At 60.7% G+C, this 17744-nt stretch carries 14 protein-coding genes; 8 read left to right on the forward strand and 6 right to left on the reverse strand.

Annotated elements, in window-relative coordinates; all coding sequences use genetic code 11:
- Positions 1–71: 71 nt before the first annotated feature.
- A complete protein-coding gene (locus MWH26_RS15345; protein WP_247974960.1) occupies positions 72–1343 on the reverse strand; it encodes a sensor histidine kinase in 1272 nt (423 codons plus the stop codon).
- A gap of 312 nt (positions 1344–1655) precedes the next feature.
- Between MWH26_RS15345 and MWH26_RS15350 the strand changes: the two genes are divergently transcribed.
- From MWH26_RS15350 to MWH26_RS15385, 8 genes are all read left to right on the forward strand, one after another.
- Complete coding sequence (locus tag MWH26_RS15350; protein ID WP_247974961.1) at positions 1656–2204, forward strand: RNA polymerase sigma factor; 549 nt, start codon at positions 1656–1658, stop codon at positions 2202–2204.
- Positions 2205–2233: 29 nt separating this feature from the next.
- A complete protein-coding gene (locus MWH26_RS15355) occupies positions 2234–3103 on the forward strand; it encodes a HEAT repeat domain-containing protein (RefSeq protein WP_247974962.1) in 870 nt (289 codons plus the stop codon).
- Positions 3104–3195: 92 nt separating this feature from the next.
- Positions 3196–3969, forward strand: coding sequence for a DUF4097 family beta strand repeat-containing protein (locus tag MWH26_RS15360; RefSeq protein ID WP_244697503.1), 774 nt, complete (start codon positions 3196–3198; stop codon positions 3967–3969).
- Between the two features lie 179 nt (positions 3970–4148).
- Positions 4149–4877 (forward strand): hypothetical protein, encoded by a 729-nt coding sequence (locus tag MWH26_RS15365; protein WP_247974963.1) that lies wholly within the window; start codon positions 4149–4151, stop codon positions 4875–4877.
- Between the two features lie 231 nt (positions 4878–5108).
- Positions 5109–6047, forward strand: coding sequence for an ABC transporter ATP-binding protein (locus MWH26_RS15370; protein ID WP_247974964.1), 939 nt, complete (start codon positions 5109–5111; stop codon positions 6045–6047).
- A gap of 47 nt (positions 6048–6094) precedes the next feature.
- The gene (locus MWH26_RS15375) at positions 6095–6934 is read left to right on the forward strand and encodes an ABC transporter permease (RefSeq protein ID WP_247974965.1); all 840 of its coding nucleotides are present in this window, start codon (positions 6095–6097) and stop codon (positions 6932–6934) included.
- Between the two features lie 243 nt (positions 6935–7177).
- Positions 7178–9766, forward strand: coding sequence for a TonB-dependent receptor (locus MWH26_RS15380; protein ID WP_247974966.1), 2589 nt, complete (start codon positions 7178–7180; stop codon positions 9764–9766).
- 449 nt (positions 9767–10215) lie between these two features.
- The gene (locus tag MWH26_RS15385) at positions 10216–12705 is read left to right on the forward strand and encodes a TonB-dependent receptor (RefSeq protein ID WP_247974967.1); all 2490 of its coding nucleotides are present in this window, start codon (positions 10216–10218) and stop codon (positions 12703–12705) included.
- A gap of 235 nt (positions 12706–12940) precedes the next feature.
- Here MWH26_RS15385 and MWH26_RS15390 read toward each other — a convergent pair whose 3' ends face one another.
- The 5 genes from MWH26_RS15390 to MWH26_RS15410 all read right to left on the reverse strand — a co-directional run bounded on the left by MWH26_RS15390 (position 12941) and on the right by MWH26_RS15410 (position 17691).
- On the reverse strand, positions 12941–13684 hold the full coding sequence (locus MWH26_RS15390; RefSeq protein WP_247974968.1) for a shikimate dehydrogenase family protein: 744 nt from the start codon (positions 13682–13684) through the stop codon (positions 12941–12943).
- Positions 13685–13777: 93 nt separating this feature from the next.
- Positions 13778–14437, reverse strand: a complete 660-nt coding sequence (locus tag MWH26_RS15395) for a DedA family protein (RefSeq protein WP_244697513.1) — start codon at positions 14435–14437, stop codon at positions 13778–13780.
- An 84-nt stretch (positions 14438–14521) separates the two neighbouring features.
- Positions 14522–15181: a spermidine synthase gene (locus MWH26_RS15400; protein ID WP_247974969.1), complete on the reverse strand. Its 660-nt coding sequence runs from the start codon at positions 15179–15181 to the stop codon at positions 14522–14524.
- 84 nt (positions 15182–15265) lie between these two features.
- Complete coding sequence (locus tag MWH26_RS15405) at positions 15266–16189, reverse strand: TraB/GumN family protein (RefSeq protein WP_247974970.1); 924 nt, start codon at positions 16187–16189, stop codon at positions 15266–15268.
- 164 nt (positions 16190–16353) lie between these two features.
- Positions 16354–17691, reverse strand: coding sequence for a PQQ-dependent sugar dehydrogenase (locus MWH26_RS15410; RefSeq protein WP_247974971.1), 1338 nt, complete (start codon positions 17689–17691; stop codon positions 16354–16356).
- Positions 17692–17744: the final 53 nt, after the last annotated feature.

Here is a 17744-nt window from a genome sequence, read left to right on the forward strand (position 1 = left end):
TATGCAGTTCAACTCCTACCCTCCTACCCCATACCTTCTTACCCGCACACCCTCCTACCACTACAAACAGCTTACTGCAGCAGCACCAGCGTAACGAGGTGCTGGCCGGGCGGGGTTTGCACATCCAGAACGTAGCGGCCGGGGTAGAGCAATTCCAGGCGCCGTCGCAGGTTCACGAGGCCCACGCCGCCGGGCTGCTTGGGTAGCTCCCGCTCCGCATCGGCGGGCGCTACGTGGTTGAGCACTGAAAACCGCACCAGCCCATCCGAAGCCAGCACCAAGGAGATATGTACGGCCACGGGCCGGGCAGTCAGGTCGCCGTGCTTAAAGGCGTTTTCCACCAGGGGCATGAGCAGCAGCGGCGCAATCGGGTGGGCGCAATCGGGGGAGGTGCCAGTTACTTCCAGCTGAATAGCATCCTGAGCGGAGGCCGGCAGGCGCAGGCGCTGCAGGTCCAGAAAGCTGCGCAGGTGGGCCAGCTCCCGGCTCAGGGGCACGGTATCAGTGCTGCTTTCATAGAGCAGGTAGCGCATAATTTCGGCCAGGCGCAGTACGGCCTCGGGGGCTTTGTCAGACTTACGGCTGGTGAGCGAGTAGATGTTGTTGAGGGTGTTGAACAGGAAGTGCGGATTGATTTGGGTTTTGAGCATGGCCAGCTCCGTGAGCAGCTGCTGACGCTCCATTTCGCGGCGGTTGCGCTGCCCCCGAATGTAGTCGCCAGTGATGCGCAGGGCCGAGCTGCTACCCACGATAAACACCCCAATAATGCCCGCGCTGATGATGCGCATCCAGGTTTCCGGCATCTGAGGGCCCGACTTCTTGCTTTTCACAATGGTCGTGACGGGCTTTTTTTGGCCCTGGGCGGGGCTGGTAACTCGGTAGGCGGAAATCTGCACGCCTTTGCGCGAGGTTTGCATGGTGACCCAGCCCACCAGCGCCGCGTAGGGCAGCACCAGCAGGGCAGCTAGCAGCACGTAGTGGACAACCCGGGCCCGGCCTAGGGTGCGCGGAATCAGCCAGCGCCAGGTCAGGTAGAACAATAGTGCCCCGCACATATCTTCCAGCAGCAGACGCCCAACCAGGGGTAGTAGCGGCTGCCACTCGGCCGCCGTGGCTGGAAAGCGGGGCAGCATGGCCACGGTGCCGCTGAGCTTTAGGGCATCGATGCCGGCCAGCCACAGCCACAGGAGCACGTGAATCCAGCGCGGAATAGGCGTGTCTTCGGAAGCGGCCGACCAGTTGGCCGACCGTAACACTGGCCGCAGGCGCGCCCGCCAGCCAACCCGGGGAAGCACTGATTTTTCGGACAACGGAGCAGCAACGGGCGCGGACGATACTTCCATGCTTAAAAATACGCCTTCTGTCCTCCGAAAGCAGCCCTTTTCAATCAACCCGGCACTTACGCCTACCAACACCGGCTGGCACCTGGCCAACCTACTGCCGCACCGCACGGGCCCGCTTTCGGCTACCAACTCATGTGCAGCCTGCTTTTCCTTATGGCCTCATCTGGGGTAGGGTTTCCTGCAAAACTGGCCGTAAGGCAGCATAAGGAGGCGGCGCAAAAAATATTTTGCGGGGGTTGTAACGAATAAAGCAGCCGCCGGTATTCGGAGCAGATTCGGTTCTTTCGTCCCGCCGCTTGTTCTGTTCTGCCCGTGCCTGTTTCTACCTCTCTCAGCGACGAAGACCTCATGCTCCGGGTGCAGGCCGACGACCTGGACCAGCTCACGCCGCTGTTTGAGCGTTACCACGGCCCGCTGTTCGGCTTCCTGACTCGCCTTAACCACGGCGACCAGGAAATTGGGCAGGACCTGACCCAGAACGTATTTCTGCGGGTGCTGAAGTACCGGGCCAGTTTCCGGGCGGGCCTGCGCTTTCGGACGTGGTTGTACCAGCTGGCCCGCCACGTTCACGCCGACCACTGGCAACAGCGCCGCCCCGCACCCACCGACCTCCACGACCTGGAGCACACCACGGCCCACGGCCGCGCCGCCCAAGCTCACCTCACGGCCACCGATTGCGCCCAGTCGGTGCAGGAGGCCCTGGCCCTGCTTCCCCCGGCCCAACGCGAAATTCTGGACTTACACCGCTTCCAGGGGTTCGACTACGCCGAGATTGGGCAGATGCTGGGCTGCTCCGAGGGAGCCGCCCGCGTGAAAGCGCACCGCGCCCTAGAGGCCCTGCGCACCTTATACTTTCGCTGATTTTTTGGGCCCTGGCCGCCCGCTTGTGCATGACTTCTTCCGCTGACAACTTGCTACCCGCTGACTGCGCCCACTGGGAGCCGCTGCTACCCGCCCACGCCGAGCACGCCCTGCCGCCCACCGACGCTGAGGCCCTGAACGCGCACCTGCGGGAGTGCCCCACCTGCCGGCAGCAGCTCCAGCAGTTACGCACCCTGCTCCACCACCTCGATGAGTTGCCGGCGCCCGCCCCGCCCCCAGCCCTGCGCGCGAATTTTCTGCAGGCTTTAAACCAGGAAAAGGCTGCTTTGAAGGGAAATGAGCCCGAAGTAGCGCCGCTCGTGGTAGCTCACTCGGAGAAGGCCGCCGCGGGTGGCACGGTCATTCCGCTGTGGGAAGCGTCGGCGGCGGGGCGCTGGCTGCGGGTAGCCGCGGCCGTAGCTCTGCTGGCAGTGGGCACGGTGCTGGGGTTGCTGCTGCAGCCGGCGGCCTTGCCGGAGGTAGCAATCCGGCCGGCCCCGGCGCCGGGGCTAGCCGCTCAGCTTACTACCCTGGCGGGCCAGCCCGCCTCGGCCAACCGCCGCCTGCAGCTGGTTAGTGAAGCCCCCACAACGGTGCAGCCCGGCGACGCTGCCGTGCAGGTACTCATCACCACTCTCAACGCCGACCCCAACCCGAATGTGCGCTTGGCGGCAGCGGAGGCCCTGTACCACCTGCGCGCCGACCCGCGCGTGGGGCCCGCTCTGGTGCAGGCCCTACCCAACCAAACCGACCCCAACGTGCAGATTACCCTAATTGAGCTACTGGTGGCCCTGCGCGACAAACGGGCCCTAGCGCCGCTGGAGCAACTCTCCCGCCAGCCCAACGTGCTGCCCGTAGTGCGCCAGCAGGCCCAGCAAGGCCTAGGTCTACTTATCTGATTTTGATCTGACCCGTTGCATTGCCGCCCCCTTCCCTGCGTGGGCCCGCGCACCCCGGCGGCAACTTCTTTTTCGCTCATTTTCCCGCTGTTATGAAACGCTCCTTCTTTTTTAGCCTGCTCCTGCTGACCGGGACGGCCTCTGCCCTACGGGCCCAAGAATATAAAACCCGCTTTCCTACCCGCGACAACCGCCGCATTGTGCTGGAAATGCACGGTAGCAACGTGGTAGTGGAAGGCTACGACGGGGATGAAGTGATTATCCGCGGCAACGGCTACCAGGAGCCGCCCAAGCAAGCCGAAGGGCTGCGGCCCATCTACAATTCAGCCGAAGACAACACCCGCTTGGGCCTGTCGGTGGCAACGCAAGGCAATGTGCTGCGCGTGGTGCAGGCCTCACGCAAGGCCGTCACTTACACCCTGCGGGTCCCCCGGCGCACGGCCCTAGTATTCACCGAAACCAACTGGAATGGTAGCGACCTGCGCGTGAGCGGCCTGGCGGGTAGCCTGGAGCTCAAGATGAAAAACGGGGATGCTACCCTGACCAACGTGACGGGGCCCGTGGTGGGCAACAGCACCAGCGGCGACATCACCGTGCAGTTCGCCTCCCTGCCAGCCGAGCCCACCGCTTTGTCCTTGGTGAGTGGCAAGCTCGACGTGACCATGCCCGCTGCTTCCAAGGCCAACCTCACGGTGCGGTCTATGTCGGGCGAGGTGTACACCGACTTCGACCTGAACCCGCGCCCCACGCCCGATGGCCTCACCCGCGTGAGCGGCCAAACCGTGTCGGTACCCCTGAACGGCGGCGGCTCGAAACTGGCCCTGCACAACATCAGCGGCGACATCTACGTGCGCAAGGCCAAGTAAGTCAGGCCCTACCCTTTGGTCGGCGGCCCAGGTCGGTTACTTCATCAGCCGGCTTCTATTCAGTAGCGCAGGGCAGGCAATAGGACGAACCGGCCCTGCCATTTCCCTGGCAAGTAGCCGCCTACTTCCCTCCTACTCACTGCTTACTGCCAATTCCTCATCCTTACCCAACCCTTATCATGCGCCGTTTACTTCTTTGCTTTTTGACTGTGGGGCTGCTGAGCGGCTCAAGCCGGGCCGTGGCCCAAACCGTGCTGGAAAAAACCGCCCCCGTGAGCAGCGGTTCGCTGGTAACGCTGGACCTGAAACACGCTACTACTATCCGGGTGCGCCCGGCCTCCGACGGGCAGCTGCGGGTGCGGGCCACGGTCAGCATCAACCAGAACAAGCTCAACGATGCCTTCACCATGAGCCTGCAAACTACCGGCAACAATCTGCGGGTAGTCTCTGACCTGGACGCCAAGCGCCTGGCCCAGGCCCAACCCGGCGACTGCCCCAATGGCAGTACGCTTTACTACGGCAACTGGGACAACACCAAGGGCGGCGTGCGCGAGGGCCGCGCCGGGGTGTGCGCCGACATTGCCTATGAAATTACAGTGCCGGCCGCTACCAACTTGCGCATCAGCACTATTAGCGGCAACGTAGACGTGCAGGGCCTTACCGGCGAGCTGAACGCCAATTCCATCAGCGGCTTCGTGGACGTGAGCTGGCCGGCGGCCCGCCCCGCCAGCGTGGCCCTGAAAACCATTACCGGCGAAGTGTACACCGACCAGGAAGTAGCCTTCAGCAACCGCCAGCAGAACCCCATTGTCGGGTATGAGGTGAAGGGTGCTTTGGGCGCGGGCACGGGGCCAACGCTGCGGCTAGAGTCTGTGAGCGGAAACGTTTTTTTCCGGCGGGCCCGGTAGTAGCGCCCGGTTGCGGGCTGGTTTCTCCATCAACCCCTCATTTTGCCCTACCAACGCCGTTACATGCGTGGCTAACTGGTTGAGGGGCCGCGCCGTTCGGCCCCAACGGGGTTTGGTTAGAAAAAGCAGCTGTTTCGGGGGCTAGTCGTCGTGTTGGTTGAATAGCGGCTGCGGGCTATAGCAGGGCCGCTACGTTTGCTGCCGTCTTCACAGTCATCTGAATTCGGCGCTATGCAACCTGCCTCCCTTCCCCTACTCGAAACCCGCGGCCTGCACTTTCACTTCGGCAAGCGGCCCATTCTGCACGATGTCAACCTGCGCGTAGAGCCCGGCAGCATCTACGGTTTCCTGGGGCCGAACGGGGCCGGAAAAAGTACTACCATGCGCCTGCTGCTGGGACTGCTGCGGCCGGCCGCTGGCTCCGTGCACTTGTTCGGGCACGACCTGGCCCGGCACCGGGTAGCCCTGCTGAACCGGGTGGGCGCCCTCATCGAAAATCCGTCCCTGTACGACCACCTCACGGGCCGCGAGAACGTGGAGGCTACCCGCCGCCTGCGCGGGGTAGCGGCCCACCGCACCGCCGAAGTGCTGGCGCTGGTTGGCCTCACTGATAACGCCCACCGGCCCGCCCGGGAGTACTCTCTGGGCATGCGGCAGCGCCTGGGCCTGGCCATTGCCCTGCTCTCCGACCCCGACTTGCTGCTGCTGGATGAGCCCACGAATGGCCTTGACCCCAACGGCATTATTGAAATGCGCGAGCTGCTGCGCCACTTGCGCCAGGAGCACGGCAAAACCATCGTGGTCAGCAGCCACCTCATCAACGAAATCGAGAAAGTAGCTACCCACGTGGGTGTCATTCAGGAAGGGCGGCTGGTGTTTCAGGGCAGCCTGCCGGACTTGCAGCGTCTGCAAGCCGGCCGGGCCCGGCTGGTGCTGGAAACGGAAAATGCCGACACCTGCCGCAACCTGCTGCCCCGCCTGCTGGCCGGCGCCACGGTAGCCACACCCGGCACGCTCTGGCTGCCCTGGCTTTCGCGGGAGCACACCGCTGAGCTGGCCGCGGCCCTTACGGCGGCGGGCCAGCCGCTCTACGGCCTGCGCCTGGAGCAGCCTAGCCTGGAGGACACCTTCCTGCACCTCACCGAGGCCAAAGCCGACCTCGTGCAGTAAGCCAGAGCCGCGCATTTCATCCTGCTTATTTCTTAATCCGCCTGACGATGGACGCTACCCTACCCGATTTCGCCGCGCTGCCAGCAGCCCCAGCTCCCTTTACGCAGCTGGGGCGCACCCTGGCCACCGATGTGCTCAAGCTGCGGCGCACGGCAGCCCTGCGCCTGACTTTGTTCAGCGGAGCCCTGCCAGTGCTGCTTACCTTCTGCATCTTCTTTTTTAAGGGCCACCTGATTATGAAGGCGGGCGGCGACCCATGGCCCCGCTTTATCAGCATGGCCTGGCAAACGGCGGGCACCCTGCTGCTGCCCCTGTTCGTGGTGCTGCTAACTAGCTTGGTAGTAACTATTGAAACCAAGGCTACCGCCTGGAAGCACCTGTACGCCCAGCCCGTAGGGCGCGGGGCCGTGTTTGGCTCCAAGCTGCTGCTGGTGCTGGCCCTGAATGCCGCCGCGCTGCTGCTCTTTGTGGGTTTGCTGCTAGGCGCCGGCACGCTACTGGGGTTGCTAAAACCCGGGCAAGGCTTCCAGACGCATGTTATTCCCTTCGAGACGGTGGGCTGGATGCTGCTGCGCACCTACCTGGCCACGCTGGGGCTACTGGCGGTGCAGTACGTCGTGAGCCTGTTCTGGCGCTCTTTCGTGGTGCCGGTGGGGGTAGGCATGGGGGCGGTAGTGGCCACGTTTGCCCTGCTGCAATGGGAGCATGTCAGCAAGATTCCGTACGCAGCGCCTTTCCTGACGGCCATGTCTTTACGCGTTTCCAAGGCAGGGATGCTGGAAGCAGCCCACGAAGTAGCCCAGCACGAATGGTACGCCCTGGCTTGGTTTGGCGGGGTGCTGGTGGCCGGCTACGTGCTGCTCTACCGCCGCAACGTGACCAGCTAAGCACTCCGCTTAGTGCCAGCCCGTGGGCGTTGCCGGACGAAAACATAGAGTTGGTTGAATAAACAGTCGGCTCCGGCAACGCCATCGGAGTTTTGCAGTCCTTACCGCTGAATTTCAGTTTCAGTTGCTTCTGCCTGATACGCTGCCGGTTACGTTTCATCCCCTGTTTTCTACACTTCAGCTCCGGCCGTTTTGGTTTTTCCCGGTGGCCGCCCTCCTTGCAACTATCTTCTGCTATATCTCATGAAAAACGCTACCCTTCCCCTGCTGCTTACCAGCCTGCTTACGGCTCCCGTCTTCGCCCAAACAGGCCCACCCGCCGGGGCTCCGGCCGCGGGTCAGCGGCCGGCTGGAGCCCCGGCGGGTGCTGCCGCCAAGCCTATCTTGCCCTCGGCTCCCAAAGGAACGGGCCGCCTGGAAGGCACGGTGCTAGATGCTACCACCAAAAAGCCAGTGGAGTTTGCTACCGTTACGCTGCTGCCCTTGAGCGGCAACACGCCCGTTGATGGCGGCGTGTGCGACGAGCGGGGCCGCTTTGCTCTGCGGGGGCTGGCGGCCGGGGAGTTCCGACTGCAAATCAGCTTTGTGGGCTACGCTACCCAAACGCGCAACGTAACGGTTAACTCGGGCCTGACGACGGTAGGAACCGTGCAGCTGGCTTCCTCAGCCCAAAACCTGGGCGAAGTGAAGGTAACCGGGGAGCGGGACGTCATTGAGACCAAGCCCGACCGGATTGTGTATAACGCCGAAAAGGACCTGACCAACTCGGGCGGTACGGCCGCCGACGTACTGCGCAAAGTGCCCCTGGTGAACGTGGACCCCGATGGCAACGTGGAGCTGCGCGGCACCAGCAACGTGCGCGTGCTCATCAACAACAAGCCCTCGGGCATTGTGGCCTCCTCGGTGGCCGATGCCATGAAGCAGATTCCGGCCGACCAGATCAAGAGCGTAGAAGTTATTACGACGCCTTCAGCCAAGTACGACGCCGAAGGCACGGGCGGCATCATCAACATTATCCTCAAGAAAAACAGCCTGGAAGGCGTAAACGGCTCCGTGGGGCTGGCCGCGGGTACACGCAGCTCCAACGGCAACGGCACGCTCAACTACCGCAAAGGCAAGGTAGGCCTGAGCAGCTCCGTCAGCGGCTTTGGCTTTTACAGTCCCAACCGCAACGATTTGGTACGCTACCTGAAAACCCCGGGTGGCGAAAGAGAATCATTGCGGCAGGAAGGCGACGGCAACACGCTGGGCGGCGGTGGCTTCGGCCGTTTCGGGCTCGATTATGACCCGGCCCAGTACCATAACCTCACGCTGGGCTTGCAGGGTAGCATGTTCCGCAACAGCGGCAACTACGACCAGTACAACAACGTGCTGCTGCCCGCTGCCACCTCATTCACCCGCGACACCGACCGGCGCTTCCGCACCCAGAGCTACGACTTAAGTGGGGCCTACACCCGCACTTTTGAGCAGAAGCGCCGCGAGTGGAGCGTGCTGGCCCAGCACACCCGCAACCGCAACGTGCAGGCCTACTACCTCGACCAGTTCGCGGGTCGCTCGGAGGAAAACCAGGCCAAGACGTACCGGGAGGAAAGCGACAACCTGGCCCGCAACCTCGAAACTACCCTGCAAACCGACTACGCCCACCCGTTCTCGGAAACCGCCCTGCTCGAAACCGGCGCCAAGGCCATCCTGCGCCGCGTGAGCAGCGACTACGACGTCTTCACCAGCCCCTTTGGATCCTCCAACATCGACCCGGTGTACGATGCCAGCCGCTCCAACCTGTTCGATTACAACCAGGATGTGCTGTCGGGTTATGGAACGTACGGCTTTTCGGCGTCGAAGAAAGTTAGCTTTAAGCTGGGCGCGCGGGTAGAGAATACGCGCATTTCGGGCAGTTTTCAGCAGCAGGAGCAAGACAACTCCAGCGTGTCGCAGAACTACACCAACCTGCTGCCCAACCTGAGCATGAGCTTCCAGCCGAACAACCCCAAGAAGCCCGGTCAGACCCTACGCCTGGCCTACTCCCGCCGAATCCAGCGCCCCCAGATCTTCTTCCTGAACCCCTTCGTCAATGCCTCCGACAGCTTGAATATCAGCTACGGCGAGCCAGAGTTACGCCCTGAACTGACGGACAGCTACGAGCTGAACTACACCACCTTTATTAAGGGCTCGGTGCTGAACATGTCGGCCTACGCCCGCCGCACCGGCAACGCTATTGAATCGGTGCGCTTCATTGACCGCAATGGCGTGAATAACCAAACCTTCCGCAACATCGGCCGCAACGCTACCTTTGGGGTGAGCCTGTTTACCTCGGTGAAGCCCGTGCCGAAGTGGGATGTGAGCGGCAACGTGAACGTGTACTACGTGTCGCTGGAAAGCCCAGCCCTGACGTTTGAGGAAGGTAGCATTACCACTTCGGCCTACTCCAACAGCGGGGTGATGTACAACCTGAACCTGAACTCCAGCTACAAGTTCGAGAAGGGCCTGAGCGTGCAGTTCTTCGGCGGCCTGAACTCGCCGCGCATCCAGCTGCAGGGCAGCCAGCGCGCCTGGACGTTCTACTCCCTGGGCTTGCGCAAAACCATGCTCAAGGAAAAGGCCGACCTGACCTTAAACGCCGATAACTTCCTGCAAGCCACCCGCAACCTCAGCTCCACCCTCGACACCGACCAATTTCGGCAGGTAAGCAACAACTACATCTACCTGCGCGGGGTGCGCCTAGCCTTCAACTACCGCTTCGGCAAAACCACCACCCAGCCCCAGAAGCGCCGCCGCAGCATCCAAAACGACGACACCAAGCAAGGCGAAGGCAACGGCCAAGGTCAGCAGTAGTGAGTTAGTGATTCGGTGAGTTAGTGATTGAGTGAGTTGGCTGTTCTGTCATGGCGAGGAGGCACGACGACGCCATCCTTCCTCCTTTTTGCTCGAAGCCTGATAAATGACAAGCCCTTACTTCCCGCACGGAGGTAAGGGCTTGTTACTTTTCTAGGCTTGTCACAGAAGAGAGGACGGATGGCGTCGCTCTGCTCGCCATGACACCACTGTTTACTCAGCTACTCACTCCGTTACTCAATCACTAACTCACTGAATCACCACTTCACCAGTTTTGAAAACAGGTTTATACAAACTAGAATATAGTTGCTGGTTAATTTTTAGCTAGGAGAAGAAAATACTGTCTAGGTTTGAAGCGTTCTGCCACCAATTACACCGGAGCGGACTCCTGTATCAGCACGCACCGGACCTCAGAATATTACGCGCGTTATCCTTTTCCCACTATCCCAATGAAGCATACTGCTACGCTGCTGTTGCTGGCCGCCTTGGCCGCGCCTACGGCTCAGGCGCAAACTCTCTCTTCTCCTACTACCCCCTCCACAGCGGCCAAAGGCCCCGCGCGCATCACGGGCCGCATAGTGGATGCCACCACCCAAAAGCCCGTGGAGTACGCCACCGTGGCCCTACTGTCCGCCACGGGTACTACCCCACTCACGGGCGGCACCTGCGACGCGGAAGGTCGGTTTGAGTTGAAGGATTTGCCAACCGGCTCTTTTCGGCTGCAAATCAGCTTTGTGGGCTACGCGAGTCAGCTGAAGGACGTGGCGCTTACGACGGAGCCCTTAAACCTAGGGACGCTCACACTTGTGGCCTCCGCCCAAAATCTGGCGGGCGTAACCGTCACGGGGGAGCGGCCCGTCATCGAAACCAAGCCCGACCGGCTAGTGTACAACGCCGACCAAGACGCCACCAATGCTGGGGGCACGGCCGCCGACATTATGCGCAAAACGCCCATGGTGAACCTGGATGGGGACGGCAACGTGCAACTGCGCGGCACTAGCAACGTGCGCATTCTCATCAACAACAAGCCTTCGTCGCTGCTATCCGGCAACCTGGCCGAGGCACTCAAGCAGATTCCCGCCGACCAGATCAAGGCTATTGAAGTAGTCACTTCGCCCTCGGCCAAGTACGATGCAGAAGGCTCGGGCGGGGTTATCAATATTGTTCTGAAAAAGAACAGCTTGCAGGGCGTGAATGGTAGCGTAGGCGCCAATACCGGCAACCGAAACCAAGGTCTGAACGGCAGCCTTAACGTGAAGCGGGGCAAGTTTGGGGTGAACACCAAGCTCAGCGCCTTCCACAACGTGTACCCGTTCAAGAGTAGCAACCAGCGCACCGATTTTCTGCCCAATGAAACCACTGGTCAGCTTACGGAGCGCACTACTTCCCGCAACGTGGGCAATGGCGGCTACGGACAGTTGGAGCTTACCTACGACCCGTCGCCCCTGCACAGCTTCACGCTCAGCGGCAACGGCAACCTCTACCGCAGCAACTCGCCTCAGGAGTTGTTCAGCCAGTACGCCGGCCTACCCCAGCGCGACACGCTGTATTCCCGCGACATCAACCGCGACGGGGAAAGCCGCAACTACGACCTGAACGCCGGCTACACACGCACTTTCGGGGAAAAGCAGCCGCGCCGGGAGTGGGCCGTGCTGGCCCAGCACACTCGCAGTCGCTCCGACGAAAGCTACCGCCTCGATCAATATAAATCGGCGGATGTGAAACAAGGGCTGCTGGAGTACCGGGAACGAAGCGCCAACCTGGCCAGGAACCTGGAAACCACTCTTCAATCTGATTACACGCACCCGTTCGGCAAGAAAAACACCCTGGAAACCGGAGCCAAGCTCATCCGTCGCCAAGTGAGCAGCGACTATACCCTGGACACCTTACAGCTCAGCCGGCAGGCGGATTTTGCCCGGAGTCCGCGCCGCTCCAATGCCTTCGACTACAGCCAGAACGTGCTGGCGGCTTACGGCACTTACAATTTCGCCGCGGGCAAAAAATACACGTTCAGCCTGGGCACCCGCCTGGAGCGCACCGACATTCAGGGCGAGTTTCAGGGCGAAAACGGCCGTTTCTCGAACGACTACCTGAACGTGCTGCCCAACCTGAGCGCCACCCGCACGCTCAAGAAAGAAGGCCAAACCCTGCGCTTCAGCTTCTCGCGCCGCATTCAGCGCCCACACATCTACTACCTCAACCCCTACGTCGATCAGGTAACGCCCAACAGCATCCGCTACGGCAACCCCACGCTCCGGCCCGAAGTGACGGACAGCTACGAGCTGAGCTACGGCACCTTCGCCGAGAAAAGCTCCCTAAACATTTCGGCATTTGCGCGGCGCACGGGCAACTCCATTGAGCAGTTCTACCGCTACAACGAGGCGCTGGCTCGCTCCGAAACTACCTACGGCAACCTGGCCACCAACTCCTCCTACGGCCTGAACCTCTATGGCTCGCTTAAGCCTACCAAAGACTGGAACCTAAGCAGCAACATCAGCGGCGACTACACCCGCTTGCGCAGTAAGGCCCTGAACCGCACCAGCAGCTTGGCCTCTATGTACATGAACCTGAATTCGTCGCTGAAATTCAAAACCCACTACACCCTGCAAGGCTACGGCGGCTTCTGGACGGGCGGCGTGCAGCTCCAAACGCGCTACTCCGGCGGCGTGTACTACGGCCTGGGTCTCAAGCGCATGCTGTTTAAGGAGAAGGCCGACCTCACGCTCAGTGCCAACAACTTTCTTTCGCCCGGCCGCGAGTTCCGCAACACCACCATCACCGACCAGTTCCGCAGCGTTGGCAGCTTCTACCAGTACCAACGCTCCGTACGCTTGGCCTTCAACTACCGCTTCGGTAAGGTGGATGGCAGCGGCCAGCGCCAGCGCCGCACCATCCGCAACGACGACTCCAAGCAAGGCAGCAGCAACACCGGTGGGTAAGTGGTGAAACGGGGAGATGGTGAATGAGTGAGTTGGCTGTTTTGTTATGGCGAGCGGAGCGCGGCCATCCGTCCTCTCTTCTGTGGCCAGCTTGGAAACGAGACAAGCCCTTGACGTCCGCGCTGGCGTCAAGGGCTTGTCGCATTAGAAGAGGTAGTACTTCGTGAAGGAAAAATAGCCGCGCTTCGCTCGCCATGACAGAACAGCCAACTCACCATTTCACCATCTCCCCGTTTCACCGATTCCAGATTTGCCAGGCGGCCTCGGCTTGGAGGCAGAGCATTTCAAAGCCGTTTTTGGTTTGGGCGCCGGCGGCAGCGCCGCGCTTCATGAATTCAGTTTCGGTGGGGTTATAAATAAGGTCGTAGAGGTAGTGCTGAGACGTGAGGTAGGGGTAAGGAATGGGCGGGCACTCTTCTATATTGGGCGTGGTACCCAAAGGAGTAGTGTTAACAATCAGCGGATGATCCTGCAGCAGGCGCGGCGTCAGTTCCTCGTAGGTAAGTCCTGCGCCTAACGCGTTGCGCGACACAACCCAATAACCGATGTTTAGCTCCCGAAGGGCAACTTCCACGGCTTTGGAGGCGCCGCCGCTACCCAGAATGAGGGCGCGCATCTCCGGCAGTTTGGCCTTGGGCAAAAAGCCCCGTAACGACTCCCGAAAGCCCACATAGTCGGTGTTGTGCCCAATCAGCTGCCCGTCCTCCCGGAACTCAATGACATTCACGGCCCCCACGCGCGCGGCGGAAGGCGCTACCTCGTTGAGGAAGGGCCATACTTGCTCTTTGTACGGAATTGTAACGTTGAGGCCGCGCAGGTTGGGGTGCTGGTGCAACAGGCCCGGCAGCTCATCCATCGTAGCTAGCTCGAACAGCTCGTAGTGATGATCAGCCAACTCCAGATTGTGAAATTTCTGGGAAAAGTAGGTCTGAGAGAAGGAGTGGCGCAAGGAGCGACCCAAAAGTCCGAATTCAGGCATAAAACACGGGTAATTGCGTTGTAAACAACAACAAAAAACCGTTCAGCCCCAACTCAGGCCGAACGGTTTTTATCAGTTAATTACTACATCTGCCTACGCTACCGGACGGCTGCCACTGGGGCGACGTGCTTTTACGAACTCAAACACAGCCGGTAGCACCGACAGCACAATGATGGCCAACACCACCAGGGAGAAGTTTTTCTGCACAATCGGAATCTGCCCGAAAAAGTAGCCGGCGCCCGTGAGCAACACCACCCACAGCACGGCCCCTACCAGGTTGTACGACAGAAACTTGGTGTAGCTCATGGTGCCTACCCCGGCCACGAACGGCGCAAACGTGCGAATGATAGGAATAAAGCGGGCCAGAATAATGGTTTTGGCCCCGTGCTTCTGGTAGAAAGCCTGGGTCTTTTCGAGGTGGGCCCGCTTCAGAAACCGGGAATTTTCCCGAAACACCCGCGGCCCGAGGTAGTCGCCGATGTGGTAGTTGAGCGTGTCGCCCAGCACGGCGGCCAGAATCAGCAGGCCCATCATGGCCCACACGTTGAGCGGGGAGCCGGGCAGAGCTGCCAACGAGCCGGCCGCGAATAGCAGGGAGTCGCCGGGCAGGAAGGGCAGCACCACTACCCCGGTTTCCACGAAGATGATGAGGAAAAGAATAGCGTAAGTCCAGGCCCCGTAATCCTGAATTATCTCGGCCAGGTGCTTGTCAAGGTGCAGAATAAAGTCGAGCAGATGCTTCAGAATTTCCATAGGGCGGGGGTTGAGCCTGCAAAGAAAGGGGTTTCTGCGTTGCAACTTCTAGTGATGGGCCAGGCTTTTAGCCGGATGCGGCCCCTACCCCCGCAGGATCAGCAGACGGTTATACTCCACTTCCAGGTCTTTCACCTCGAAACCCTGCTGGGTTAGGTACGCGGGAGCCGGCTGTCCGGCAATCAAAAGCGGAGCCTGCACTAGGGTGTTGAGCAGCACGGCGCCGCCGGGTTGCAGCACCCGCCGCAACTGCTGCCAGAAACCAGCCTCGCTGAGTTGGTGGGGCAAGGTTAGATCAATGAATAGATCAATGATGACCAAGCCGTAAGCGGCCGCGGGGGCAGTAGGCAGCCACGCAAACGCATCGGCGCAGACAATGTGCAGCTGGGCGTCAGGGCGAATGTCAAATTCGGTGGCAGCTAGTTCCACAATGGCTGGGTCCAGCTCTAGGGCCGTGATGGGGCCGGTGTGTTTCCGTTCCCGCCGCAACGTATCGATGACGGAGCCGCCGCCCATGCCCAGCACCAGCACTGGCACCGTGGGGTTGGGAGCCATGATAAACAGCCCGTAGCGCAGAATTTGCTGGAGCGGGCCGTAGCTGTAATTAGCGTATTGGGCGTTCAGCACCTTGCGGCCACGGTGCAACTCTACCGTCAGCGGCCCGCTGTACCGCGAGTTTATTCGGCGGGAAAGAGGTAGGGCGTAGCTTACCCAGTAGCGTAACGTAGTTAGGAGCTTGTTCATCTGGGCAAACATACGGCCCTTGGGTAAGCCTGGCAGCACGCTTTCTAGGAAGCAACGCTTAGCAGCCCGCCGGCAGGGGCAGCCTCAGCGGGTTACGGGTTGTACTTGGTAGCCCTGCTGGCGCAGCAGGGCCAAGAGTCCTTTGGGGCCGCCTAGGTGGGCCGCTCCCACGGCAAAGAATGTGGGCTGGCCGGCAGCCTGCTGGGCAATGGTAGCTAGCCAGCGCTGGTTCCGGTTGTCGAGCAGCATTTCAGCGTAGCCAGGGAAGGAAAAGGCGCTGGCGCTGGTTACGGCCCGCAGCTCCTCAATTTTCTGGGCCTTGTAAAGCGTAACCAACTGCTGAAACTCCTGCTGGGCCTCCGCTTCGCGAGTAACCAGATCGGCCAGGAGCTGGCTTTGTACGGTGTAGGGTATCTTGTCGAAAAAGCCTAGCTGCTCCTGCACCGTTTCCAGCCCTTGTATTTCCTTGTGCTGCTCCTGGGCCAGCTTCACGAAACTGGTTTCGTAACTAGCCGGGGCACAACCCAGCAGGTTGGAGTAAAGCAGAGAGCTGACAATAAAGGGCTTGAGCATGCTGACCTGGGCAATAGGAATGCCGGCCTTGTCTTTGAGGTAGCTACTAACGCGGGCGTAATCGGCGGCCGACAGCAGCTTGTGCAGGGTTTGGCCGTCGTTCATCTTCATGCCGGCTTTCATGTCCTCAAGCAGCGTAGGGCTATCCATGTCCAGCTCCAGTATGAGTTGCCGAGTGCTGGCGAAGGCCCGCTTGACCGGCTCACTTATGCGCAAGTCCTGGGGACAAATCAGATGAATGGTGCCGTAGAGGTAGGAGGGTTTGGCGAGGCCTTTGCCCGAAACTTTCCACAGCAGCGCATTGGCAGGCGTAGCGGGCGGGGCCGCAACTTTGGCAACGGAGCGGCGCGGGCTACTGGCAGGCTGGGCTTGCCCTTCACCAAGGAAAGTCAGCCACAACGTGCTGAGTAAAGCAATTTTATAGAGCCAGTGCATAATCAGCGCGAAACAGGAAGTACATCTGCTGTTATTCGGCTACAGCGGCGGAGCGTTGCGCTTGCACGCATCTTTTTATCGAAAGGGCCATTTCTACTGACCACCAATGCAAAGCCCGCGCTTCCAGAAGGAAACGCGGGCTTGGTATCATGTTCAGGAGCAACTTACTGGGCGGCCACGCGCCAGAGCGTATCGGCCGCATCGTCGGCTACTAGCAGGGCCCCATCTGGCAGCACCGTTACGCCTACCGGGCGGCCATACACTTCCTTCTCCTCAGCATTGGCCACGAAGCCAGTCAGGAAATCTTGCATGGGGCCACTGGGTTTGCCGTTAGCAAATGGCACGAACACCACTTTATACCCCGAAAACTCCGAGCGGTTCCAGGAGCCGTGCTGCCCAATAAAGGCCCCGCTGCGGTATTGGGCCGGAAAGGCATTGCCCTTATAAAAGGCCAGTCCTAGGGAAGCTGTGTGCGGGCCCAGGGGCACTTCGGGCACTACAGTTTTCTGCACTAAATCGGGCCGTTCTCCTTTGCGGCGGGGGTCTTCGTGCTGACCGAAGTAAGCGTAGGGCCACCCGTAAAAGGCACCCGGCTTCACGCTGGTTAGGTAGTCGGGCACCAGTTCGTCACCCAGCTCGTCCCGCTCATTCACGGCCGACCATAGGGTTTGGGTGCCCGGGGCCCAATCCATGCCCACGGGGTTGCGCAGGCCCGCGGCGTACACTTTCTCGCCGCTACCGTCGGGGTTAATTTCCAAAATGTTGGCCCGACGCTCTTCTTCCTTGATGCCATGCTCCGCCACGTTGGACGCGGAGCCCACCGACACGTAGATTTTCTCGCCACCGGGGCCCGCCAGCAAGTTGCGCGTCCAGTGGTTGTTATAGCCCCCGGCTGGTAGGTTCATAATTTTCTGGCCCTGGCCGGTAATTCTGGTTTGGCCAGTTTGGTAGGGGTAGCGCCACACCCCGTTGGTATTCGCCACGTAGAAGTAGTTGTCGAGCACCAGCATACCGAAAGGCTGGCTCAGACCTGCCAAAAACGTTTCCCGGGTTTCGGGCTTCCCGTCCTTGTTAGCGTCGCGCAGCAGGGTAATGCGGTTGGCGCTGGTGGCCCGCAAGGATCGGGAAGGGTCCAGATCCAGGGCAGCCACCACCTTCTTTTTTGGGTCTTGCGGAATGGTGTTCGACTCCGCTACCAGCACGTCGCCGTTGGGCAGCACGTAGGTATTGCGCGGACTCTCGAAGCCATCGGCGTATTTGGTTACCACGAAGCCAGCCGGCGCGGTGGGCATTTTGCCCTGGGGCCAGCCGATAACTTTGCTACGCTTGGTGGTAGACTTACTGGCGTAGGGCTGAGGCAGATTAACGGCCGTAGCGGCCGTAGCTACGGTGTCGGCGGGGGTAGTAGCGGCGGCTTCCGCTTTTTCTTGTTTGGAAGGTCCGCTGCAGGCGCCCAACAGCGTCAGCAAGCTCAGGGCGGAGCCGGAAAAATGTTTATTCATGGTAATGGCTAGATCAGTAGAAAGCAAAAGCCCAGCCTCACGCAGCCGGGCTT

Origin of the sequence: Hymenobacter sublimis, from assembly GCF_023101345.1 — a bacterium.
Taxonomy (GTDB): Bacteria; Bacteroidota; Bacteroidia; order Cytophagales; family Hymenobacteraceae; genus Hymenobacter; species Hymenobacter sublimis.

Coding starts and splice junctions, on each gene's coding strand:
- MWH26_RS15380 (WP_247974966.1), top strand. CDS start 7,178: ATGAAAAACGCTACCCTTCCCCTGCTGCTTACCAGCCTGCTTACGGCT.
- MWH26_RS15365 (WP_247974963.1), top strand. CDS start 4,149: ATGCGCCGTTTACTTCTTTGCTTTTTGACTGTGGGGCTGCTGAGCGGC.
- MWH26_RS15405 (WP_247974970.1), bottom strand. CDS start 16,189: ATGCACTGGCTCTATAAAATTGCTTTACTCAGCACGTTGTGGCTGACT.
- MWH26_RS15345 (WP_247974960.1), bottom strand. CDS start 1,343: ATGGAAGTATCGTCCGCGCCCGTTGCTGCTCCGTTGTCCGAAAAATCA.
- MWH26_RS15400 (WP_247974969.1), bottom strand. CDS start 15,181: ATGAACAAGCTCCTAACTACGTTACGCTACTGGGTAAGCTACGCCCTA.
- MWH26_RS15410 (WP_247974971.1), bottom strand. CDS start 17,691: ATGAATAAACATTTTTCCGGCTCCGCCCTGAGCTTGCTGACGCTGTTG.
- MWH26_RS15355 (WP_247974962.1), top strand. CDS start 2,234: ATGACTTCTTCCGCTGACAACTTGCTACCCGCTGACTGCGCCCACTGG.
- MWH26_RS15375 (WP_247974965.1), top strand. CDS start 6,095: ATGGACGCTACCCTACCCGATTTCGCCGCGCTGCCAGCAGCCCCAGCT.
- MWH26_RS15360 (WP_244697503.1), top strand. CDS start 3,196: ATGAAACGCTCCTTCTTTTTTAGCCTGCTCCTGCTGACCGGGACGGCC.
- MWH26_RS15395 (WP_244697513.1), bottom strand. CDS start 14,437: ATGGAAATTCTGAAGCATCTGCTCGACTTTATTCTGCACCTTGACAAG.
- MWH26_RS15390 (WP_247974968.1), bottom strand. CDS start 13,684: ATGCCTGAATTCGGACTTTTGGGTCGCTCCTTGCGCCACTCCTTCTCT.
- MWH26_RS15385 (WP_247974967.1), top strand. CDS start 10,216: ATGAAGCATACTGCTACGCTGCTGTTGCTGGCCGCCTTGGCCGCGCCT.
- MWH26_RS15370 (WP_247974964.1), top strand. CDS start 5,109: ATGCAACCTGCCTCCCTTCCCCTACTCGAAACCCGCGGCCTGCACTTT.